The organism is Aliivibrio sifiae (genome assembly GCF_002954715.1).
Lineage (GTDB): Bacteria > Pseudomonadota > Gammaproteobacteria > Enterobacterales > Vibrionaceae > Aliivibrio > Aliivibrio sifiae.
Map to the genome: position 1 here is coordinate 1,128,985 of NZ_MSCP01000002.1, position 22,122 is coordinate 1,151,106.

At 36.6% G+C, this 22,122-nt stretch carries 21 protein-coding genes; 4 read left to right on the top strand and 17 right to left on the bottom strand.

The features are described from left to right. Positions 1-86 precede the first annotated feature (86 nt). The 6 genes from fadA to BTO23_RS16245 all read right to left on the bottom strand — a co-directional run bounded on the left by fadA (position 87) and on the right by BTO23_RS16245 (position 7,214). On the bottom strand, positions 87-1,256 hold the full coding sequence (gene fadA, locus BTO23_RS16220) for an acetyl-CoA C-acyltransferase FadA (RefSeq protein WP_105064034.1): 1,170 nt from the start codon (positions 1,254-1,256) through the stop codon (positions 87-89). A 14-nt stretch (positions 1,257-1,270) separates the two neighbouring features. Continuing rightward, entirely contained in the window at positions 1,271-3,364 is a 2,094-nt protein-coding gene (locus BTO23_RS16225; RefSeq protein WP_105064035.1) for a 3-hydroxyacyl-CoA dehydrogenase NAD-binding domain-containing protein, read from the bottom strand. Between the two features lie 63 nt (positions 3,365-3,427). After that, a complete protein-coding gene (locus BTO23_RS16230; RefSeq protein ID WP_105064036.1) occupies positions 3,428-4,705 on the bottom strand; it encodes an acetyl-CoA hydrolase/transferase family protein in 1,278 nt (425 codons plus the stop codon). A gap of 52 nt (positions 4,706-4,757) precedes the next feature. After that, positions 4,758-5,918, bottom strand: coding sequence for an enoyl-ACP reductase FabV (fabV, locus tag BTO23_RS16235; RefSeq protein ID WP_105064037.1), 1,161 nt, complete (start codon positions 5,916-5,918; stop codon positions 4,758-4,760). Between the two features lie 157 nt (positions 5,919-6,075). Next, positions 6,076-6,381, bottom strand: coding sequence for a hypothetical protein (locus BTO23_RS16240; RefSeq protein ID WP_105064038.1), 306 nt, complete (start codon positions 6,379-6,381; stop codon positions 6,076-6,078). Positions 6,382-6,407: 26 nt separating this feature from the next. Beyond that, the gene (locus BTO23_RS16245) at positions 6,408-7,214 is read right to left on the bottom strand and encodes a hypothetical protein (protein WP_105064039.1); all 807 of its coding nucleotides are present in this window, start codon (positions 7,212-7,214) and stop codon (positions 6,408-6,410) included. A 388-nt stretch (positions 7,215-7,602) separates the two neighbouring features. On the opposite strand from BTO23_RS16245, the gene BTO23_RS16250 reads away from it, so the two are divergent. The 3 genes from BTO23_RS16250 to BTO23_RS16260 all read left to right on the top strand — a co-directional run bounded on the left by BTO23_RS16250 (position 7,603) and on the right by BTO23_RS16260 (position 10,935). Next, a complete protein-coding gene (locus BTO23_RS16250; protein WP_061004404.1) occupies positions 7,603-8,634 on the top strand; it encodes a helix-turn-helix domain-containing protein in 1,032 nt (343 codons plus the stop codon). Between the two features lie 138 nt (positions 8,635-8,772). Then, entirely contained in the window at positions 8,773-9,879 is a 1,107-nt protein-coding gene (locus BTO23_RS16255; RefSeq protein ID WP_060992935.1) for a linear amide C-N hydrolase, read from the top strand. Positions 9,880-9,978: 99 nt separating this feature from the next. Continuing rightward, complete coding sequence (locus BTO23_RS16260) at positions 9,979-10,935, top strand: linear amide C-N hydrolase (RefSeq protein WP_105064040.1); 957 nt, start codon at positions 9,979-9,981, stop codon at positions 10,933-10,935. Positions 10,936-11,013: 78 nt separating this feature from the next. Here the strand turns inward: BTO23_RS16260 and BTO23_RS16265 are convergent, their stop codons facing one another. From BTO23_RS16265 to BTO23_RS16295, 7 genes are read right to left on the bottom strand one after another with little or no spacing between them, the layout of a single operon-like run. Further along, on the bottom strand, positions 11,014-11,850 hold the full coding sequence (locus BTO23_RS16265; protein ID WP_105064041.1) for a LytR/AlgR family response regulator transcription factor: 837 nt from the start codon (positions 11,848-11,850) through the stop codon (positions 11,014-11,016). Continuing rightward, positions 11,847-12,899 carry a sensor histidine kinase gene (locus tag BTO23_RS16270; protein ID WP_105064287.1) on the bottom strand — a complete coding sequence of 351 codons (1,053 nt, stop codon included), beginning with the start codon at positions 12,897-12,899 and terminating at the stop codon, positions 11,847-11,849. Before BTO23_RS16270 ends, BTO23_RS16265 begins: the two co-directional genes overlap by 4 nt. A gap of 8 nt (positions 12,900-12,907) precedes the next feature. Further along, positions 12,908-14,194 carry a hypothetical protein gene (locus BTO23_RS16275; protein WP_105064042.1) on the bottom strand — a complete coding sequence of 429 codons (1,287 nt, stop codon included), beginning with the start codon at positions 14,192-14,194 and terminating at the stop codon, positions 12,908-12,910. A 2-nt stretch (positions 14,195-14,196) separates the two neighbouring features. Next, complete coding sequence (locus BTO23_RS16280) at positions 14,197-14,991, bottom strand: outer membrane lipoprotein-sorting protein (protein WP_105064043.1); 795 nt, start codon at positions 14,989-14,991, stop codon at positions 14,197-14,199. After that, positions 14,984-16,246 (bottom strand): ABC transporter permease, encoded by a 1,263-nt coding sequence (locus tag BTO23_RS16285; RefSeq protein ID WP_105064044.1) that lies wholly within the window; start codon positions 16,244-16,246, stop codon positions 14,984-14,986. The genes BTO23_RS16280 and BTO23_RS16285 overlap by 8 nt, the downstream gene beginning before the upstream one ends. Continuing rightward, positions 16,234-16,917, bottom strand: coding sequence for an ABC transporter ATP-binding protein (locus tag BTO23_RS16290; protein ID WP_105064045.1), 684 nt, complete (start codon positions 16,915-16,917; stop codon positions 16,234-16,236). The genes BTO23_RS16285 and BTO23_RS16290 overlap by 13 nt, the downstream gene beginning before the upstream one ends. 26 nt (positions 16,918-16,943) lie before the next feature. Beyond that, positions 16,944-17,585, bottom strand: a complete 642-nt coding sequence (locus tag BTO23_RS16295; protein ID WP_105064288.1) for a hypothetical protein — start codon at positions 17,583-17,585, stop codon at positions 16,944-16,946. Between the two features lie 203 nt (positions 17,586-17,788). Here BTO23_RS16295 and BTO23_RS16300 point away from each other — a divergent pair, with 203 nt between their 5' ends. Beyond that, a complete protein-coding gene (locus tag BTO23_RS16300) occupies positions 17,789-18,283 on the top strand; it encodes a GNAT family N-acetyltransferase (protein ID WP_105064046.1) in 495 nt (164 codons plus the stop codon). A 68-nt stretch (positions 18,284-18,351) separates the two neighbouring features. Here BTO23_RS16300 and BTO23_RS16305 read toward each other — a convergent pair whose 3' ends face one another. The 4 genes from BTO23_RS16305 to BTO23_RS16320 form a co-directional block, all read right to left on the bottom strand. Further along, the gene (locus BTO23_RS16305; protein WP_060992927.1) at positions 18,352-18,621 is read right to left on the bottom strand and encodes a DksA/TraR family C4-type zinc finger protein; all 270 of its coding nucleotides are present in this window, start codon (positions 18,619-18,621) and stop codon (positions 18,352-18,354) included. A gap of 178 nt (positions 18,622-18,799) precedes the next feature. Beyond that, positions 18,800-19,804 (bottom strand): glycosyl transferase family protein, encoded by a 1,005-nt coding sequence (locus BTO23_RS16310; RefSeq protein ID WP_105064047.1) that lies wholly within the window; start codon positions 19,802-19,804, stop codon positions 18,800-18,802. A 124-nt stretch (positions 19,805-19,928) separates the two neighbouring features. Then, complete coding sequence (locus BTO23_RS16315) at positions 19,929-20,954, bottom strand: DUF2955 domain-containing protein (protein WP_061012665.1); 1,026 nt, start codon at positions 20,952-20,954, stop codon at positions 19,929-19,931. Positions 20,955-20,966: 12 nt separating this feature from the next. After that, positions 20,967-22,034 carry an HlyD family secretion protein gene (locus BTO23_RS16320; protein WP_060992924.1) on the bottom strand — a complete coding sequence of 356 codons (1,068 nt, stop codon included), beginning with the start codon at positions 22,032-22,034 and terminating at the stop codon, positions 20,967-20,969. Between the last annotated feature and the right edge of the window lie 88 nt (positions 22,035-22,122).

Consider the following 22,122-nt stretch of genomic DNA (forward strand, 5'->3'; position numbering starts at 1 on the left):
ACGTAATTAAAAACAAAAAAAAGCCACCTTCCTTCTTTTACTATTAACTAGTCTAGAAAGTAAGGTGGTTCTTGATTTATGTCATACTAATTTTTGTATTTCTTAACCACTGTAGCTATTCCCTGACCAAACCCTATACACATTGTTGCTAAACCGTATTCTCCACCGTGAGTTTCTAGTACATTAATAACACTACCTACAATACGAGAGCCTGAACAACCAAGTGGATGTCCTAGTGCAATTGCCCCTCCATGCATATTAATATCATCCATTCGATTCGTTAATTCCATTTTTCGAATGCAGCTAATAGCTTGAGCACCAAAGGCTTCATTTAGTTCAAATTTATCAATGTCATTTAACGTTAATCCCGCACGTTTTAACGCTTTCTCTGAAGCAGGAACTGGACCAATCCCCATGATTGCAGCAGGTACACCAGCAGTCGCCATTGAAACAATTTCTGCTCGAATAGCTAAACCTAATGATTTTGCTTTTTCTTCACTCATTACTAACAATGCAGAAGCGCCATCCGATAGTGCTGATGAGGTTGCTGGTGTAACCGTGCCAGCAGGAGAAGGATCAAAACATGGACGCAATTTACTAAATGATTCAATGGTTGCATCTTCACGAATCACTTCGTCTTTATCTACCATAATAGGTGTTCCCATTTCATCGTGACCAGGGGTGGGAACAATTTGATCTTTAAAGTAACCTTTATTTTGAGCTTCAAGACTCAACTTATGTGAACGCACACCAAGTTCATCTTGTTCTTGACGTGAAATATGATTTAATTTTGCTAATGCTTCTGCCGTTAATCCCATAGCTGCCGATGCTTGTGCCATGACAAAGTCGGATGGTCCCGATAAATCAACACCATGAGTCATAGGAACATGCCCCATGTGTTCAACACCCCCAACAATAAAGACATCACCTTCACCAGCCTTAATTTGACGAGCTGCGATATGTAGAGCATCCATCGACGAGCCACATAAACGATTCACCGTTGTTCCTGTTACTTCAACAGGTAATCCAGCTTGAAGTGCAACTATTTTAGCTAAGTTAGCACCTTGTTCTAAAGTCTGCTGCACACACCCCCACACAACATCTTCTATATCTAATGAATTAACCTCTGGGTTTCTCTCCATAAGAGCTTTGATCAAATGAGCACTTAATTTATCCGCACGAATGTTACGGAAAACACCATTTTTTGATTTACCCATTGGGGTACGTACAAAATCTACAATTACTGCTTTAGTCATGATCTATTCTCCAATTAAGCGTGCATTTTAGGGATGGTGTATGTAATGTTATCAGCAAGAATTTCTGACATTTCTGCCGCAGATTGTTGAATTTCTTCTGGTGTTTTCATATCCATTTGGTAAACCAAACCACCACGGAATGGTGGGAAACCAGTTCCATAAATCATCGCTAAATCCGCTTCCTCTTTAGAAGCAATGATTTCTTCATTAAGTGCACGTTTGGCTTCAAACATCATAGGTAAAATTAATGCATTAATAATTTGCTCTTCTGTTAACTCTAAGGTCCCTACACTATTAAATAATGTAATAGCCTTCTCATTAAATTCTTTAACTGGACGACCGCGTTTATCTGTTGACCAATTATAGAATCCGCTGCCATTTTTTTGGCCTAGTAAATTATTGTCAAACAACCTTTGTACAATATTATTCTCAGGCAATGGCATATGTGAGTAGTTTTGAGACATCAGTTCAAGCACATGAGCAGAGGTATCCATTCCAACAACATCAATCAATTCAGCAGGTCCCATTGGCATACCGTATTTCTTCATTGTTTTTTCAATAAAGCTAAAATCAGCGCCTTTCGCCAATAAATTAGAATAAGCTCGCATATATGGTGTTAATATACGGTTTACAAAAAATCCAGCACAATTATTAATAACGATTGGTGTTTTCCCAATTTGATTTACATATGTAACTGCTTTTTTCACTGTTTCTTCGCTAGTTTTCTCTCCACGAATAACCTCAACAAGAGGCATCTTATTAACTGGATTAAAGAAATGAATACCAATGAAGTTCTCAGGATAATCTAAAGAAGAAGCCAACTGTGTAATACTAATTGTTGAGGTATTAGAAGCAATAACGGTATTTTCTTTTGTTGCATCCTCACACTCTTTTAAAACAATACTCTTCACTTTTGGGTTTTCTACTACAGCTTCTACCACCATATCTGCTTGCTTCAAAGAGTCGTATGTTAACGTTGGTATGATATTATTTAATGCTGTTGCTGCTTTTTTAAAGTTAATTTTTCCACGCTTAACTGGTTTCTCAAGTAAGTTAACCGCTGTACTTAAGCCAAGATCTAAACCTGCTTGATTGACATCTTTTAATGGTGAACGAATGCCTTTAATTGCATTAGTATGAGCTATGCCTCCCCCCATAATACCAGCACCGATCACTGCACATTCAACCGTTTTTTCTCCAGCTAATTTTTTTGCCTTACTTTTTACTGCTAAATCAGCCAGATACACATGGCACATTGCTGCTGAATGACCAGTATTAATTAGGCGCTCAACGACACCTTCAATTTCATTCTTCAAAGACTCATCACGGCTCTCGTTTGCTGATTGTTCAATCACGTTTACAATCGTCATTGGAGCTGGGTAATTAGGACCAGCGGCTTTCGCTATCATTCCTTTGGCAATACCAATGGACATTTTTAATTCATAACTAGATAAAGGAATTCTTCCCTTTTTCATTTCACGAATAACTTTATAATTTCGTTTACCATCTACGCATTCAGTAATCAAATTAACCGCCGAGGTCATCGCGTCTTTATTTTCAACAATGCCATTGATAAAACCATCTTTTAATGCTTTTTCTGCTTTAAAATTTCGACCTGAAGTTAACCAAGTCAATGACGTATCAAGACCTACAAGACGAGGCAGGCGTGTTACCCCTCCCATAGCAGGGAAAATACCAATCTTAACTTCAGGAAAACCAACAGAGATATCAGGTGTACCTAAACGAAAATCACTTGAAAGAGCAAATTCAGCGCCGCCACCATAACAATGGCCCTTAATAATGCTTACCGTAGGAAATGGAAGATCTTCGAGTTTATTATAAACAGAGTGCGTATAAGCTAGATGCTCTCTAGCACCGCCTTTAAATAAAGGTAAAAACTCATTAATATCAGCACCAAAAGCAAAATTGTCCGTTGAAGTGGTAATGATTAACCCATTAACTTTTGCAGTAAGGAGTAGTTGGTCAAGTAAAGTACTTAACTCTTCGATGACTGCTTTTGACATTAAACGAGCCGGCGAAAAAAAATCTAAAACAGCGATGTCTTTCTCAGCAAGAGTAAGATTAAAATGAGCACCGTTAAACAACATAATAATATCCTTTTTATGATATGAAATAGGAAGTCAATTCATCATCACTTCCCATTTAAAATTCTAGTGAATTAAACCGCTTTTAATTGCTTCCGATTTTAAGTGTTCTCGTAAATCTGGATGAGCAATACTAATTAGTAATTCAGTTCGTTCTTCATATGACTTATTCATCAAACGTACAACGCCATATTCAGTCGCAATATAATCAACATCTGAACGTAAATAGGTAACCGGCGTTCCTTCAGGAAAACCCACCATAATATTTGAAATTAGGTCGCCTTCTTTATTGGTATATGCTGATTTAAGCGCAATAATAGATTTGCCACCTTTGGACATTTTCGCTGCACGAGCAAAATCATATGCTCCACCAGTACCAGAAATTTGTCGATATCCCATTCCTTCAGCAGTTACCTGACCTGTTAAATCTACTGCAATACATGTATTAACAGAGGTAAAACAATCATGTTTAGAAACAAGATATGGGTCAGTCACTTCGTAACATGGTTCTATAACTAAATTATCCGCTGTTTTTAAGTAATCTAATAAATTCTGATCACCCATAGCTAATGTACAAGTAACATTGGCTGTCGGATCTACAGCACCAGCTTGAATTAATTCAACCATTGAACTGGTAAGCATTTCAGTATGGATCTTTATGTTTTTCTTGTTTTTAAGGGCATACCCGACTGCATTAGAAATTGAACCAATTCCAATTTGTAACGTACATCCATCATCAACAATATCAGCAACAATTTCACCAATTTGAATATCAGTATCACTGACCTTCTCACTTGGAATTGCAATTAGTGGAAGGCTTGACGTTGTAACAGTTGTTGCTTCATCAAGATGAATACAGTTACGATAACCACCACAATGAGGCACGTTTTCATTAACAATTAAAATCACTTTCTCTGCATGGCTTGCCATCAATTGGGAACCTAACCCACCAATGGGACCCAAACTACAAAAACCCTCGTCATCCGGTGGTGATACTTCTAATGCCACAACATTTGGTTTTAATTCTAGGAATAAGTCTTTCATACTACTGTAATGTGTTGTATTTAATTCCATATTTCCTAGTGAACGCATTGCACGCTCTAATGGACCTAAAAAAAGACTTCGATAATAAATACGTCCTTTATATTCTGGTAACATGAATTCCTGTTTAGGGTTTAAAATCATCCCACTGATTATTTCAACATCTTTAAGTTTTGAGCTCATTTTTTCGAGAGTCGTCAAAAACTCATAAGAAACACCAATAGCACCACTAACCCATAGACGATCACCTGATGTTATTTCGGACACAGCCTCTGACATCGATACAAAATTTAATTTATTCATAGCATACTCTTTTACTAATTTTATTAATTTTATTAATGAATAGCGTTAATCGTTATTTGTAATCCACTCCTTCAATTTCAAATCCATTTATTTGAGAAAATTCTTTTCTATATCCTTCATAATCACCTACGCTTGGATCTTTATAGTTAGATGAATTAATATTCTTAATCATTTCTTTTATTTTATTTTGAACTTCAGGATTAAGTTCGAAATTATCTGCACGAATTAATCTCTGATCGTCAGTAGGCGTTCCATTTGGGTTATATAAATAACCTTGCATGATACGATGCATATGCTGAATTGCAGTTTCATCTTCACCACGCTCTTTTAGTTCTTTCATTAAGGCCAAAACATAAGTCGATAGACCAGGAATAAATACAGAAGCCTTAGACACAATAGCCTTACAAACAGCAACATAAGCATGGCCATTAATATCTGATAATTTTGTATCTAATAAATCAGCAGTTTGATGTAAGTGTTCTTTCGCTTTACCTAACGTTCCGCCGAAGTAAACAGGATAAGTGACTTCTGACCCTATATAAGAATATGCAATAGTTTTAAAATCCGTATCTAAAACATCTGCTTCTTTTAATACTTCTACCCATTCTTCCCAATCTTCTCCACCCATCACTTTAACAGTAGCCTCTATCTCATCGTTATTTGCCGGCTCTAAAGTCACAGGAAGCATCATTTCGGGCTCAAAACTAATAAAGTTACCTGTGAATGGAGAATCAATAGTTTTTAGTTCAGATTTCCATTTACCTTCCCCATTTGGCTTAGGGCGGATCCCTGTTGCTAAGCTATATACTAAACAATCAATCTTCCCAAAGTTTTGTCGAATATAATTAATTACCTTAGTTCGCATTTCTAAACTAAAAGCATCACCTATAAAATCTTCAGCAATTAATCCCTCTTCTTTTGCGAAATGTTGAAAAGCTAAATTATTATGATAACCAGCGGTACCCGTATCACTTTCTGTAGGCGGGCGTTCATAAGAAACATTTAAAGTATTCGCTCTTCCACCAAAAGCTAATGAAATTCTTGAGGCAAGCCCTAATCCTGAAGAACCTCCAAGAACCAAAACGTTTTTAGGTGCATTATTTATTTGAGGCAAATTTTTCACATCTTTAATTTGCTGTCTAACTTGCTCTTTACACCCTAACGGATGACAATTAGCAGCAACGACACCTTTGATTATTTTAATATCACTCATAATAACTCCAATATAAAACTAAATTTCATAACTACAATTATAAAAACATATTACACAACACTTAAATATGACTTATATCTCATTTGAATTTTAATGGCTGTCATAGATAAATAAGTGGCTTATAATGTCAACCAGTAACTAAACAACCATTAAAAATCTAGATAAATTGAACATCCTCAAAGAAATAATCAATTTGCTTTACATGTAAAACTTCATCTTTATCAAATGTAAATTCTTTTTCTTCATTTATAATACCGACTATTAATTTACTATTGTTTAATTTACTAACATCAACTTTTTCATGATCTAATACACATACATAACCATTCTTATTTGGTTTGGTTATATTAATAATATATTTATTATCATTTGGTTCATCAATAACCTGCATAGCTTGAGATAACGATATTTTTTTTCTTAAATAATCATCATGCCATTGATTATCAAAGTCAAAATTATTCATATTATTCTCCATATTTAGATAGATAACTAAAAATAATACGTTACACCGATACGGAATTGTCGTTTATCATCTGCTACTTTAAATGAGCTACTTGAGTGAGAGCCTTTATTATTAACATGACTAAATGTTTCTTTATAAACTCCCATTAGCCACCATTTTTTATTATCAGTTAAAGGTGTTCCGATCATTGTTTCAATTAATAGATCTTGTGTAACTACATTATCAAAATCGAGGTATGAGTATTGAGGGTTTATCATCATATATGTCCCTTTCTTACCTAGATAGATGGAATTAAACAAATTTAATTGCATACCAGTACCATCATCCATACCGATTCTTTTTGCGCTATTATTTACGTCGGCCTTAACTACAGCCACATTTGGGAAAAGAGACCAATTACTTAACACTGGAATTTTTGCAATAGCACCAACGGCTACTATATTGTCTATTGACGTCGAATCATCATTTGATTGGTCAAGATAATCTAAGGAATAACCTGCTTTTGGTAGCCATTCATAACCTGTCCCAAACACTTGATACCAACGCGCTCGGAACTCACGTAAATCCATACCGTTTTCATAACCAGATTGCTCTGCGCTTTCTTTTTCTGCTACTGTCGCTGATAACATTGTTAAAAACTGATTGTCTTTATTAAATGAACCACCTACATTAAATATTGATTGCACTGCAAAATCATTATCATTGCTATTTGCGCCTACATAAACCTGAAGTGAAGACATAAGACGAGTAACATCAGCAGGATCTGGTGCATCTTCAGAAAATGCTGCATTTGAGAATGTAAGAAGTAAACTTAATGGAATTAATTTGTTCATAATTAAACCTTAATTAATATTATAAATTTAACACGAAAAAATTTAACTCATTTCAAAAGCAAATAAAAAAGTAATAAAAGCTAATATATTTTTTCATGCCACTGCGAGGATTGATATAATATTAATTTAACTTTTTATATTCTTGCCAATTTAAGCCAATCATTTGATTAAATTTGCCAATGATATTGTTTCTGACTTTGATCACATAAACCAATTAAAAAATTCAATTATCAAATAATATTAACTAAATGCGCCATACAATTGACCTACCGCGCCATGGAGCATAGATGTGATTTAGTTCACCGACAACAATTGATAATTTTATTAAAATGCCACCAGATGTAGCACACGCTGACTTTATATTATTATCAGTAGGTTAAGGTGAAAGATGCTCAACCAAACAAACACTAATCACTATTTTTTGCATGCTGGTTGGTACAAACTACTTGCAACCCAGATAAAAGAATCCAATGTTGATATAACAAAATATAATACATACAAAGATATTACGGCTAATAATGATGGTGAATATGACATTCGTTCATTGCGAACTCTCCATAGTGAAATTATTAACGATTATCAAAACTTTAAAATGTCAATTCAAGCGGCAAAACATGTAACCCCTTTTACTTTTGGATGTTATTCAATCGCTCTTTCTACATGTCGTACGCTCTATGACTTTCTCAAGATAGCATGTGAAAACTTCATTTATATCGCCCCGCAAATTCGTTTATCCCTAAGCCAGAGTAATGGTGATATTGATCTTATACTCATTCAAAACCATTCCCCAAAAGATTCGAGAGTCACTAAATCTGGTTATGTGATCATTATTTGTACATTATTAGAAATGATGCGTAATCTAAACAATAAAGAATCTATTCCATTTCAGTTATATGCTCCAGATTTAAACTATGAAAATGATGAAAAAAAATACTTAGAGCAAAGGTATAACTGTACAAAACTAATTAATAAAGCAATTATTAAATTAAAATTCAAAGAAAAAGATCTTATTCATACCGTAAAAAACCATCATCCAGAAATACACCAACATAACTTATCATTTGTTCATCAACGTGTTGAAAAACTAAATAAAAGTGATATTTGCTTACAAATATGTGATATTTTCGAAAAATATGAATCTCTAAAAGATATTAATATCAATTCCGTTGCTGAACAATTACATACAAGTACTCGAACCTTAAATCGACGCCTTGCGAGTGTTGATACTAATTTTACTAATACTCTCAATTGCTATCGCTTAGATAAAGCAATTCGATTATTAAAAAATCCTGAAATAAGCATGACTGAAATTACTTACCAATTAGGATTTTCTGAATTAAGTAGTTTTTCTCGAGCATTTAAACGTTGGACTGGAGATTGCCCTACTAAATTACATACTTCATCAATTATTAATAATTAACTAAATCAGACAATGATTTAGCAGCTCGTGCCATTTTTTTATCAGAAGACTTGCATCACAAATATTATTGAAATTTTATTTAGAATAAAAATCGGTTATTACAGTAAATTAATTTATTTTAAATAATAAGGTACTACGATGAAAAATATAATGATATTTTTAATCTTCACTAGCGTATTCCTAACTGGTATTGCACAAGCATGTACTGGAATAAGACTAGTTGCTAACGATGGTTCACCAATATTTGGTAGAACCGAAGAATTTGGAGATGATGTATTCGAAGTTAACTGGAAAATTTTCCCGCGAGATTACACATTTCAAGGTTATACGCCAGATGGTAGCAATGGAAAACAGTGGAAAAGTAAATATGGTTTTGTAGCAGCTACTCCATTTGAAGTTGAACAAGCAGTTGAAGGGCTTAATGAGCATGGCCTTCAAGTTGGTGTATTCTATTTTCAACCATATGAGCAAGCAATATATCAAAAGTATATCCCATCAAAAGCCAAAAATTCAATCGGTGGCTGGCAACTTCCTACTTATATAATATCTCAAGCAAAAAATGTTGATGAAGTAAGGTGGCTACTTAGTAAAGTAAATGTGGTTGATGCAATACCTTATCCTTATTATAAAGACTGGAACTTTTCCCCTAAGATCCACCTTGCTGTCAATGATGCACAAGGTAATTCTGTTGTCATTGAGTATTTAAATGGTGAGTTACATATTTTTGATAACCCCTTAGGAACGATAACCAATAAACCAAGATTTGATTGGCATCAACAAAATTTAAAACAATTCACCAACTTGCCAATTGACCAGCCCGTACCTTTTCAGAATAAATCAAAAGAAATAATGAGGACAGGTCTCGATATTGATAGACTAGAAAGTATATCTGGCGAAATAACATCTGAATCTAGATTTATAAGAGCTGCTATGTATAGCCAAACAGCAGAACCCTTTGATACAGCATTAGAAGGCATTCATGCCGCATTTAATATCTTAAATAACTTTGATATCCCTAAAGGGTTTAAACGTTATCGCCACTCTGATGGAAAAGAATATTCAATGTATTCTCAATGGACAACAGTTAGTGATTTAAGAAATAAAAAAATGTATATCCGTTCTTTTTATAGCCCTAGTGTAAAGTTAATTGATTTAAATGAAATTAATTTTAAAGATGGGAAAGTAAAAACATTTGAAATACCAATGAGTTTCGAGTTTGATAAAATAGAAGTTAACTCTAACTAATGCTATTTAATGTTTAATATATTTAAAGAAATTTAATTTAACTATCTCATTAACCAATTAATAATCATTTAATAAAAAATAAAATATATGGAGAAAAAGATGAATAAACTCATTAAAACAACAATGTGTATTGCCGCATTATTCAGTAGCATTAGTTTCGCTTGTACTACTGTAGGATGGTTATCCGATTACGGTATGATTATTAGCCGAACTCAAGATTGGTCCGAAAACTCTTTCCCAACACTCACTCGTATCGAAGCAGGCACAGTTCGCAATCTACATGGAACACCAACTGGCGATACTTATAAAACTAAATATACAATTGCTGGCATTTTAGCTTATAGCGGACTTATACATGATGCTGTAAATGAAAAAGGGTTGCAGATGAATGGGCTTTATTACAAACCAATGACTCTACCAAAAGCTGAAAAAGATTCTGTTAGCCAATTAGAGCTTGGCGGGTATATTTTAGCAATGTATTCGAGTGTAGAGGAAGCGGTAACTCATCTTAAAACGTTAAAAGTTGGTTCTGTTTCTATGCCTGGGGCTCCAGCTCCAATCCTTCTCCATTGGGCTATAACTGATAAAACTGGAGACCGTGCAGTTATTGAATATGACGCTGATGGTTTAAAAATCTATCGAGGTGAAGATGCAATGGTAATGACAAATCAACCTTCTCAGCAAATTCATTTAGATAATGTTAAAACAATCAAAAAGTTTGGTCCTGGCGTTAATTTTGGTTCAAAAGGAAATACTAATCCCGAAGATAGATTTAAAGAAGCAACTTATTTTAGATCTCAACTTAAAGGTGCTACATCTTCACGTAATGCAATGCTAAAAGTATTTAGTGTTACACCTACTATTCCACAAGATGCTGCTAATATTTTAAATGGTAAAGAATCCACATATGCTACGGAATGGCAAATGACAACAAACCTAACTACTGGTGAAACTATTTTTTCTTATCACTTCAATGACACATGGAATAATTTAGAGTGGAACTATAAATCAATTATTGAAAATACAGACTTTAAGCCGCTACCACTATATAAATAATAGTAGTCATTAATATCAATAAATCCGTTCACTGCGCGTGGACGGTTTTATTTTCTATATTTATTCAATGTAAAACTCTTACATCCCTTTAAATAAAGGTTGTGCGCTGCGACTAACGGGCAGCTTTGATTCTCCAATATGCACATATAAATGCCCTATCAGATCTTTTTTTACTCTGTCTATTTTTGCGACGTTGACAATACTTGAGCGATGAATATGCCAAAAATGATCAGGGTTTATCTTTTGTTGCAGTTCTTTAAGTGAACAACGGATCAAATACTCGGTCACTTTATTATTTGCTTGTTGCGCATAAACAGAAACGTACTTATCTTCTGCTTTAAAATAAAGCACATCAGAAATCGAGACTAGGTGTAAATCGTCTCCTTGATAAGCTTTTATCCAAGTTAAATAGTCTGGTTTTTTTTGAGCTGATAACTGCTGTATTTGAACTAATAAGTCACTCAGTATGGCTTGGTCTGGCGTATTTTTTACTTCGTTCAAAGGATCTGATGAACTTCTTTGTTTAGAAAACCGTTGTTGAGTAATTCTCTGTTTTATCTTCTCACACGTTACTACTAACCTTGTTTCTGATATTGGCTTTAATACATAATCTATCGCATTATTTTCAAAGGCTTTTATGGCAAATTCATCATAGGCAGTAATAAAGATCACTAACGGTGGTGTGGCTGATTTTTGTAATTGGGCCGCTAACGTCATGCCATCTAACTCTGGCATTTTTATATCCAAAAAGGCGATATCTGGTTGATGTAACTCTATTGCTTCTAGTGCTTCTTTACCATTAGCACAAGTAGCGACAATCTCTAAATCTAACCATAAATCAGAGAGCATTTTTTCAAGATGAAAACGCAGTAAAGGCTCATCGTCGACAATAATAGCGGTAATCGATTGATTCATGAATATTCCTTGTTCAGCAGTTCTAAACATTCCATTGGTATTGATAACTCCGCGGTTACCCCACCTTGCTTGTTTTCAGCGATAGTTAACGATGCTTTACCTTCAAATAAATCGTGTAATCTCTGTTTTATATTATTCAAACTCATGCCATTACCCGCAGTAGAACTCGTTGAATTTAAACCTAATCCGTTATCAGAAATCGTGCTCTTAAAGGTACCACCAAATTGCTTAAACTGTACTTTTATCTGTCCACCATTCGCTTTAGGTTCAATACCATGTGTAATGGCATTTTCTACTAAAGGTTGGATTAATAATGGGGGCAATGACAATGAATCAGTCAACTGATTATCAATGTCATAGTTTAGTCTGTCACCTAAGCGAATTTGCTGAATAGCTAAATAAGCGCTGAGTAGTTCGGTCTCTTGTTCTAGGCTGATTAGTGGTTTACGGCTTGTTTGTAGTGTACCTCGCAGTAAATCTGTGAGTTTTTCTAACATCAACTTTGCTTTATTACTGTCCAACTCAATTAATGCACTAATGTTTGCCAATGTATTAAATAAGAAATGCGGCTCTGTTTGGCTTTGTAATTGGCTCAACTGGCTCAGTACTAGTGCTTTTTCTTGCTCTGATTGCTTACGCTTAGTCACTTCTAGTTCTTGTTCTGCCAATAATTTCTGTTCATTAGAGTGGAAATAATAAAAACAGATCGCGGTAAATATTAATCCTAATAACACGACTGGTTTTAATGCTTCTAACGTTGCAAAATCATCGTATTTTTTTAGCCATATAAATGCATGTAATGTGCCTAACCCAATAGAGAGCACCATAGCCAGAAAGGTGGAATATGCTTTTTTTAATAAGGGAAAAAGTGTCTCTAGCGCGTATGAAGAAAACACAGCACTGTAGCCATAACCAAGGCTAATAAAAACGTGTTCATAAAATGGAGATGACCAAAGATTACTGGTTACCATCGCAATAACAACACAAAATAAAGTGGTGATAGAGACACTTTTTAGTAATCTAAACGTTGGCTCTTTTTGTTCGTTTATCGTAACCATTAAAATCTTCCTTTTAGGTTCAGTAAGATCATATGCTTATCTGTTAGGTTTGCATACGCAGAATCGCTTTTTCCTGTTAAAAAACGCGCGGCAAGTTCCATTTCAACACTTGAGTGACCAGAATCATGCACTAGATAATTAAGCCATTGAGTTGCAATTACGCCATTATCTTGTGGAGAATAAAGCACATCAAACGTTGGTGTTAACTCACTTAAACACCCGATATTTTGACTCCATTGCCAATTCGACCATGCATTTGGGTCTAAACTCCAATGGAACATCATGTTATGCTGAACCATATTGGCATGAAGATACCCTTGTTGATACGAGGGTGACGCAATATTGAATGCATTATCCCATTCATTTTCTCCCCACGCGCGGCTGTCATACCAATATTCTACAACAAGGGTGTTGCCTATTTCATTTGCCCAAGTAAAACCCACTAATGCTTGATAGGCGTTAGACTCTTTTTCCAACCTCACAGGCGCATACATTGAATTTGGTTTTTGATAGTTAGTTTTTTGATAATTAGGCTGCTGATAGGCTAAGTATTTTGATTGATACAACGCCGAGCCATGAAACTCCCACGACGCATCAATGACAGTTACAATACTTGCACCTAATAACCCTTGGCGGACATCATCATAATAAGCCAACCATTGATATTCGGTGTCCCCGACTAATCCATAGCGCCTTATGCCAGCTCCCTGTTGTTCGCTCTGCTCTTCTAGTTCGCTGCCTTCTTGTTGTGTCCACGAAGAATCAGTATAGATTAATGACCATTCGCCTTGGTTATCAAAATAAGATACCGAGGCAACTCCCGCCCCTTCTTCTACTTGAATACCAACAGGGTTGCGTCGATATGGAGTAAAAATATCCAGAGGACGATAGCCATAACCTACGCCCCAATCTACTCTGATTTTTCCTAATTGAAAATCCAAAGGCAGATCGAAGACATCCATACTATACTGCCAAAACAATTCGCTAATGATTAATTCTGCTTCTGAAGATTGATCTTGATTTGGGATGCTTGAGTCGTAATACAGATCATTGCCTTTTAATGCCACCACTGCATTCCAATCTTGATAACCAATCTGAACATCTAACACCCCATTAATTGACTCTTGATGTTGTGATTCCGTTAATGGCACAAAAGCGGTTTCTCTTTGTGCCGTAGTTTGGGTACTCAACATCCAATCCCACTCAAAAGTAAGCTCTGAAGCCGCCAGATTAAACGAGAGCAAAACCACGATTGTTAATACTCTTGATCTCATTCTCTTAGTCATAGCTAAAGATCCAAGTTTTTGGTGCGCGATAAATAAGCGGGGTTGTAATACTTATCATCAATTTCGGTAGCGACTATCTCTTTATACTCAATGACTGTTTTTTGATTGGTTTGAATTTGGTCGTTCAATATCATGGCTACCACTCTGGTTTCTCCTTCTCGAAGCCCTTTGGTAAACCACGCTTCTTTCGCCATTTTTCCTGAGCGTAAATAGAGATCCGCTTTAATTGGAAAATAAGTTCCCTGCTCTAACCACAAATCAATAGTGAAATAACTCGCCCCTTTAGTAATCGCTTTTAATTTGAGCCTTTCCGTTTCTAGCTGTTTACCACTATCTAAAGTAAGCGACTCACTTCCTTGCCATTGTCCTTGATAATCTTCACTCCATGTCAGAGTTGAAATATCACCAACAGAGGCTTCACCCAACAATTTCTGCATTGGGGTAATTCGAATCGGTCGACGACTTTTTGGTATCAATAACCAGTAGTTATCCCCCAGCATCAGCATCTTTTGTCCCGCTTCTACTTGAGAGTTAAACAGCACTAATGATTCTCTGTTTTCTCTCATATAGACCGTGTATTGACGCGTTTTATCTAACTCATTGTTTTTATACAGCAGCACTTCTGATACCACTTTTGCCGCAGCATTATCTAACCGAAATTCATCCGCTGCTTTAATCATTTGCTTAATTTGCGTATCACTCATCCCTTTTTCTGGTTGAGTAAGTTCAGTCGCTGCCACTTGTGACTGAAGCCCAACAAACAAACACAGTGCAGATAATAAATTAAATTTAGACATAAATAAGTGCCTCCGTGATTGGTTTTTTTACGCCCTTGCGAGCAGATAAATAGGCAGCAAGTAAACAGATGCACAACACACCAATGCCTGCATAAGCGAGCAACTCAAATGAGAAATAAATATTTAATGGATAACCGTCGGTTCTGCCCGGAGGCGGTGGCATTTGTACATCAATCACCATCAGTAACACTGTGGTAATCGCGGTGGTTAACGCCCCAAAAATCACACCAATGACAGCTAATAACCCAGCTTCTCGTAAGAATGAATGAATAATTTCATTTGGGTAACTACCAAGTGCTGATAAGGTTCCTATCTCACGCGTTCGCTCAGTCACGGACATCGTCATGGTATTAAACAAGGCAACAAAGACGACTAATCCCATCACAAAGCCCATCACACCAAAGATGAGATCATAAAGATCTTTTACCTTATTGTAGAAGAAAGCTCTGTCTTGCCATGGCGTAATTTCAATATCTTGTTGTGTGATTTTTACTTCTTCATTTAATCGTTGATGCATAAGGTCTGTTTGCTCAGTATCAAATAAAAAAACAGACAATGTGCTGACTTTATCTGAGATCAATAAGTCTTGTGACGATTGGATATGAATATACAGTTGACGCTTATCAAGTTCAGGCACGCCTGTAGAATACGTCCCTCGTACTTTAAAATCTAAGGCATTTAATGCACCTTCACTGGTGGTGCTTAATAAGGTAATCCAATCACCAATAGTTACGTTTAGGTTTTTAGCAAGATCAACGCCCAACATCACTTCTGGTTCCATTGGATCATAACGGCTAGAGTTAATATCAGATAAGGTTTTTCCTGATTTCATATCTAGAAACGGCCCTTTCATATCGAACTCTCGGTCATTAACCCCAGTCCCCATAAAGATGGTCGATTTCATTCCATTTGAGACTAAGCCTGTGAAATAAATTCGAGGTTGAACACCACGAACTTCATCATGCTTCATTATGTTTCGGGTTAATTGAGAGATATCAGAAAGACCATTGCTTAATGGCAGCTCTTCATCGCTTTCAAAATAACCCGGCTGACTTAATGTTAAATGTCCGGTATCACGCGCTGTTGATTCTTTCAGTGAATCATAGGTATATAGACCAAAACCACCAGCACTGGTTAGCGCAAAAACAGCAATAGTGATAATAAGAATTGAAAGCGCACTGCGGCGACCATTTCGCAATAAGTTCAACCAAGCAAGACGCAATGAATCAGGAAATAAGGTGATTAACTTGCCCATGATATTTTCTCCTTGCTGATCATTCCATCCAATAAATTAATGCAGCTATCACAGTGTTGTGCCATACGATAATCATGCGTAGCAATAATAAACGTCGTCCCCATTTCTTGTCCTAACGACTTCATAATATCAATCACGACTTCTGCAGTTTTACTGTCTAAACTGGCCGTCGGCTCATCAGCAATCACTAGGCTTGGTTTATGTACTAAAGCACGAGCAATAGCAACACGTTGCTGCTGACCACCAGAAAGGTTATCGGGTCTGTGGTGAATAAAATCCCCTAAGCCTACTTTTTCTAGCATCTCAATGGCTAACCTATTTTGTTCTTCTCTGCTGTAGCCATTTAATTGCAATGGATAAGCCACATTCTCTAAAGCCGTCATCACAGGAACAAGATTGAATCTCTGGAATACAAACCCTAATTGGTGACGGCGTAACGTAGCCGCTTTAATAGGATCTTTAGGATAAGCTTGCCCATCCATTCGAATCTTACCTTTGTAATCCATATCCAATAGACCAAGAATATTTAGTAAAGTACTTTTTCCTGACCCTGATGGGCCACATAGCGCAACCATTGAGCCTTTAATGATAAAGCCCTCTATCTTTTTTAACGCTTCTACTTGCTGTGATCCCAATTGGTAGGTTTTTTGTATTCCATTAAAACTGATCATTGCACTCTCCTTCTTTTTTATTGAGATCACTTATTCGCTGCTAACAACGTTTGTGCTTTACGCGTTTCAGGATGATTTTTGTCTTTCTCTAACATGACTTCTAACCACTGATTGGCTTGGTTAAGATCATCCGCTCGCAATGCAGCTTGTATTGCATAACCATATATCCACGCCGTTGCTTGATAAGGCTGCTGTTGAAATTCAGACTCAGAAAGAAGCCCTAAATAAAGGTCATAACCACGCTCAAAGTGATTGAACATATCTGGCAGTTGCGAATACGTTGCTGCTGCTAATGCGCAGGTTAAATACGATTTTGGAATGCCTGAAATGATGTCTTGCTCTGATATCGGCGTATTTTCATTTGCCAACAAATTTAAGCCTTTGCCAATTTTTGCTAATCCTTGTTCAACGTATTTCATTGCTGTCCATGGCATCATGGCGTCTCGCCCTTTTAAGGTTTCGGCACTGCCAAGATAAACCAAGGTTAACGGTGTCGCGCCTTCTTGCTGTATCAGTTGGTTAAAACGATCAAAAGCGGGATCGACTTTATCTTCATTACCCGCAGCCGCTTGGTTATAAGTATTAATATCTGCAGCGGTTAATGTGGCATGAGCAGTAAAGGCAGTCATTCCCATGCATAGGCTCAATAATAAGGCTGGTAGTGTCATTTTCATCTTCTAATCCTTAGTCAGTGATCTTATTTTCAATGATCACAGGTTAACTAAGACAAATAAGAAAAACTGACGAATGCGACGAATGGTAAATAACAAGTATAAACGGTAATTATTAGATTCAAATGGTATCAGTGCTTGTCATCGAAGATTATTCTGGTTAAGTTAAGTGTATGTTTATTAGGCAAAGGATGTAGGTAATGGAAATAGTGATTCGCCCAACAGAATTAAAAGATATCGATGGTTTATGTGATTTATATAATCAACCACTCGCTCAAGCACAAACTCTCCAACTGCCTATTCCATCGTCTGCTCTCTGGGAAAAACGAATTTCAACCATGCCTGATAATGTCTACAGTTATGTTGCACTTATTGACGGCAAGGTTGTTGGTAATATTGGTTTTGAACAGGTCACGCGGCCTAGAACTCGTCATGTGGCTCATTTTGGAATGGGTGTTCACGATGATTATCATGGCCGTGGTATTGGCAGTAAGCTAATTGAAACCGTGTTAGAGCTTGCTGATAACTGGCTTAATGTTCGACGTATTGAAATAGACGCTTTTGTAGATAACCACGCTGCGCTTTCACTATATAAAAAGTTTGGATTTGTGATTGAAGGTGAAGCTGTCGATTCTGCATTTAGAAATGGGGAATTTGTTAATACCTACTTTTTAGCACGCATTAATCGTAGGTAAGTTTTAATATAACGCATCAATAATGAGTATCATGGCGGACTTTTATGTTCCGCCATTTTTGTAAATAACTATCTTAATTGGCTGTCTTTACTTGCTCTTCGGTTGTAGGCACTAAACTTCTTCTCTTCAGCGTCTTCTTTTTCCTGACAACTTACGCAAAGCTCTACTCCGAGTATAATTTTACGTCGTGCTTCTGGAATTAACTCACCACATTCAAGACAATAATCAGTCTCGTTATGTTCATGGTTAAGATGTGCTCTAGCACGGTTAATTGCATCAGTAACAGTGGCATCAATTTGGTCTTGTACGCCACCATCTCTTGTAAATCCATTAGCCATAATGGTCTCCAAAGGTAATGATTGACTAGGAGAACATTATCGATTATTAACTGTATTTTGATAATAGAGCTAAATGTGAATTACTATTACGTTTATGTAATAAAAAGAATTGAGAATAAAAAAGCCGCACCAATAAAGGGACGGCTTTGGCTTTTTCAAACTCACTCAATAGTAAGTATTACGATAACGAAATTACATACTCTTTCCAATATTGAGTAGCAAGTTGAATCGCCTCTTCTCTTGGGTAATTTTCTTTTCGTTTATTTGCCCACAGTACATTAGCCACATTAAAAATTACGGTGTTCGCCATTAGTTGTAACTGCTCAGGTTTAGTACCTAACAAACAATTTTCTAGGATAGGCAAGTCTTCTATTAATGCTTCTTCCCAATACAACTCTTCGCACACGCCTTTTGATGCACACCACAGTGATTGACTCACTTTAGGATTAAACTCAGATTCCCCGCCCATGCCTTTAAAGCACAGTGCTAATTCAGAGCTGTCATCTGTTGCTTGTTGCAAGCGAGACTCTGCTTCGCCATGCAGTTGCGGTAATCCGGGATGAAAGCTTCCACGTAATGAAATCGGCGCTGATGCAGGGTTTAACATACGAGCACAAGTGTTAGCCGGCGTACGTAAACCATATTCATGTTGCCATAACAGCATGGTCTCTACTTGAGGTGCATAAACAGATAGTGGTAAATATGCGATATTGCCTTCATCTAGTTTTTTCTGTGTTTCAGCAATGCTTGAACAACTTGGAATGTTTAATTTATCAATCACTTGAGAAACATGCTCTCGAGTGCTGCCTAATTGTAAGTGACCATGAATTAATACCCTAAAGCCTTTGTTCGCAAGAATTTGTGCTGCGTACAACTGCCACGAAGGACCTTGAACCTGACGCTTACCTGCAAAACACGCCCAGTCAATATCTACATTAAGAGCTTTGAGCTCTGGCGTTTGTTCGTTACGAATAAATTCACGAATAGCGGTAGTAAAACCACTTATCTCATCAACGGTTTCATTTTGAACTCGGATAAGCATCATCAGCATTGCCATTTTGTCACTAGAGACTTCACCGGCAAGATATTCTTTCATTACTTGGTAAGCTTGATCAAAACTAAGTGGCTTACGGCTACGCTCACCACGACCGACGGTTTTAATGCATTCTATAATTGAGCTCATTACTGTCCTTGTTATTTCTTTATAATTTTCAACTAGACAGACGTTATCACATAAACAAAAAAAGCCAAGAGTAGTTCGTAACAATGTACAAACCTCTTGGCTTATTACTCTATGATTCAACTTGTTAACCGCTCTTTTCTTCTCTCTCAACACCTCTGAAAAAGACAGGAAAAAGCTTAATTAATCGATAACATACCCAAATCAACAAACTTGTAATTATAACAGCGACGACAATAGACGAGACTCGATATAAAATAGCAAAAAAGGCATCTTTTTGTCCCGGGATTGCACCTGTAATTGGGATCGTTAACGCCGCCATAGCCGAGAAGCCAATTCCTTTCCTTGCTGGATTTTCACTGGCTAACCATTTACAAAAATACCCAGAAGCAATGGCAAAACTCAAAATATAAAGAATTGGATTTTCATACAAATCATACAGCACTAATTGCATCACCATTGCGGATGCACATCCTGCTAATGTTCCAATAATACGTATGCGAGCCATCATTAATGAGCCGACTAAAGTCATTGGTGAGAGCATAATCAACATCGATGCTTGGGCAGATAAAGAGTCATTTAATGTTCCGATTTCAAAGATCAAAAACACAATCATTGCTACCATCCAACCTAAGGCAGTTTGTTCTAGCATCTCTCTTGGATCTTTACTTTGCCCTTCTACTTTTAAAATTGGGGCATGTTCTTCTATTGGATCAGGAAATAGATAAAAAGCTAAAGCACAAATTGGGACAACCATAACCGCAGCAACCCACACTCCAACAATAAAGTTTTCTAAATCAAAGGTGGCATACGAACCAAAATTTAACAAAATGGAACCGACTAATAATCCAGTATAACCATATAGATAGCTTGCTTTATAATGCATGGCATGGCACTTAAACAACAACAAAATACCAACAGCAACCGTCATGAGAAGTGGATAAGGTTGTAGAAAGCCAACAATTAACGCCACTTGAATACTCACCCAAACAACACTAATAAACAGCTGAATAAACATCCCCCAGTTCCATCGATTTAGATTCGATAATATAAACAGAGGTAATAAAGTACCAAACATCCCATTAGACCAACCAAACAAGGTACACATGGCAAAGCCTACTACACACCCAAACCATATCCGTAATGCTTTCATACCAACACCCAATTAATAAATATAATGCAGATAACTGATCATGGTAATTAAGCTATGGCCAATATAATCAATTACGGTATTTCCTGATGTATAAATAATCACTGTCGCTCGTGAGCCGACAAACAAACGAGGCGAAATAGAATCTTCACTGATAAGGTTGACACGAACTCGTTGTGCGTCTCGAACCCAACGGTTACTCACCTCTACCGTACTCAATTGTCCATTTGCAGTCTGCTGTGCAGAAGAAACCCCATAATCTCGGCTTTCAACTAGCAAAGGGAAGACTTCTCCTGGCATCGCATCATAAGCAACCTCTGCTCTCATCCCTTTTTTCATTCCTGTCGTTGCTTTTTCGCGGTAATCGGCAGAAATCCACAATGAATCAGTTGGAATAAAAGTTAAAAGCGGTTGATTGGCATTAGCAAACAATCCGACATGCAATTGCATATTGGTAATAATACCTTCGCTTTGCGCTATAATTTCAGTATGTTCTAAATTCAGTTGTGCTTGTTTTAAAGCATTTCTTGCAGAAAGTACTGCACTGCTTTGACCATTGCCCTTACCCAACTTAACTTCTAAAGCATGTAGCTTTTGTTTTGATGCCATAAAGTTAGCAGCGGCTTGATCTCGTTTTGTTACAGCCGAGTCTAGCCCTGATACTGAAACCGCTCCTGATTTAGCCAATCGTTTTATACGGTGATATTCTCGATTAGCGTTGTCCGCAGTGATTTGTGTGGTTTTCACATTTGATTTTGCGGCTTCAATATCAGCAACTAAAGAGGCTTCTTGCTCTTTTGCTTGTGCTAATGCTATTTCTGCTTTTTGTACTGCCAACTGGTATTTTTCATCATCAACTTTGAATAATCGCTCTCCTTTCTTAACTAATTGATTATTTGTATGATTTACTTCGACAATACGGCCAGAAACTTCCGGAGAGATTTGAACGACAAAGCCCTGTACTTTGCTCTGCGTTGTCAGTGGCGTTAATCTATCTGCCATCACTAAATACGTAGTTACGAGGAGAAATAGTACAATTAAAATACGCATCCATTGTTTGAATTTTTGTTCTGCCGCTTGCATAGAAGTTCTCGATAAAGTAAAAATTGCCGTGATCAGGCTCTCATTATAAATGATGAAAAAGATTCGAATAGATGGCAAAATAGCACCC

Coding starts and splice junctions, on each gene's coding strand:
- BTO23_RS16245 (WP_105064039.1), bottom strand. CDS start 7,214: ATGAACAAATTAATTCCATTAAGTTTACTTCTTACATTCTCAAATGCA.
- BTO23_RS16315 (WP_061012665.1), bottom strand. CDS start 20,954: ATGAAAGCATTACGGATATGGTTTGGGTGTGTAGTAGGCTTTGCCATG.
- BTO23_RS16295 (WP_105064288.1), bottom strand. CDS start 17,585: ATGACACTACCAGCCTTATTATTGAGCCTATGCATGGGAATGACTGCC.
- BTO23_RS16260 (WP_105064040.1), top strand. CDS start 9,979: ATGAATAAACTCATTAAAACAACAATGTGTATTGCCGCATTATTCAGT.
- fadA (WP_105064034.1), bottom strand. CDS start 1,256: ATGACTAAAGCAGTAATTGTAGATTTTGTACGTACCCCAATGGGTAAA.
- fabV (WP_105064037.1), bottom strand. CDS start 5,918: ATGAGTGATATTAAAATAATCAAAGGTGTCGTTGCTGCTAATTGTCAT.
- BTO23_RS16310 (WP_105064047.1), bottom strand. CDS start 19,804: ATGAGCTCAATTATAGAATGCATTAAAACCGTCGGTCGTGGTGAGCGT.
- BTO23_RS16300 (WP_105064046.1), top strand. CDS start 17,789: ATGGAAATAGTGATTCGCCCAACAGAATTAAAAGATATCGATGGTTTA.
- BTO23_RS16250 (WP_061004404.1), top strand. CDS start 7,603: ATGCTCAACCAAACAAACACTAATCACTATTTTTTGCATGCTGGTTGG.
- BTO23_RS16255 (WP_060992935.1), top strand. CDS start 8,773: ATGAAAAATATAATGATATTTTTAATCTTCACTAGCGTATTCCTAACT.
- BTO23_RS16265 (WP_105064041.1), bottom strand. CDS start 11,850: ATGAATCAATCGATTACCGCTATTATTGTCGACGATGAGCCTTTACTG.
- BTO23_RS16320 (WP_060992924.1), bottom strand. CDS start 22,034: ATGCAAGCGGCAGAACAAAAATTCAAACAATGGATGCGTATTTTAATT.
- BTO23_RS16280 (WP_105064043.1), bottom strand. CDS start 14,991: ATGTCTAAATTTAATTTATTATCTGCACTGTGTTTGTTTGTTGGGCTT.
- BTO23_RS16225 (WP_105064035.1), bottom strand. CDS start 3,364: ATGTTGTTTAACGGTGCTCATTTTAATCTTACTCTTGCTGAGAAAGAC.
- BTO23_RS16230 (WP_105064036.1), bottom strand. CDS start 4,705: ATGAATAAATTAAATTTTGTATCGATGTCAGAGGCTGTGTCCGAAATA.
- BTO23_RS16240 (WP_105064038.1), bottom strand. CDS start 6,381: ATGAATAATTTTGACTTTGATAATCAATGGCATGATGATTATTTAAGA.
- BTO23_RS16285 (WP_105064044.1), bottom strand. CDS start 16,246: ATGGGCAAGTTAATCACCTTATTTCCTGATTCATTGCGTCTTGCTTGG.
- BTO23_RS16305 (WP_060992927.1), bottom strand. CDS start 18,621: ATGGCTAATGGATTTACAAGAGATGGTGGCGTACAAGACCAAATTGAT.
- BTO23_RS16290 (WP_105064045.1), bottom strand. CDS start 16,917: ATGATCAGTTTTAATGGAATACAAAAAACCTACCAATTGGGATCACAG.
- BTO23_RS16275 (WP_105064042.1), bottom strand. CDS start 14,194: ATGACTAAGAGAATGAGATCAAGAGTATTAACAATCGTGGTTTTGCTC.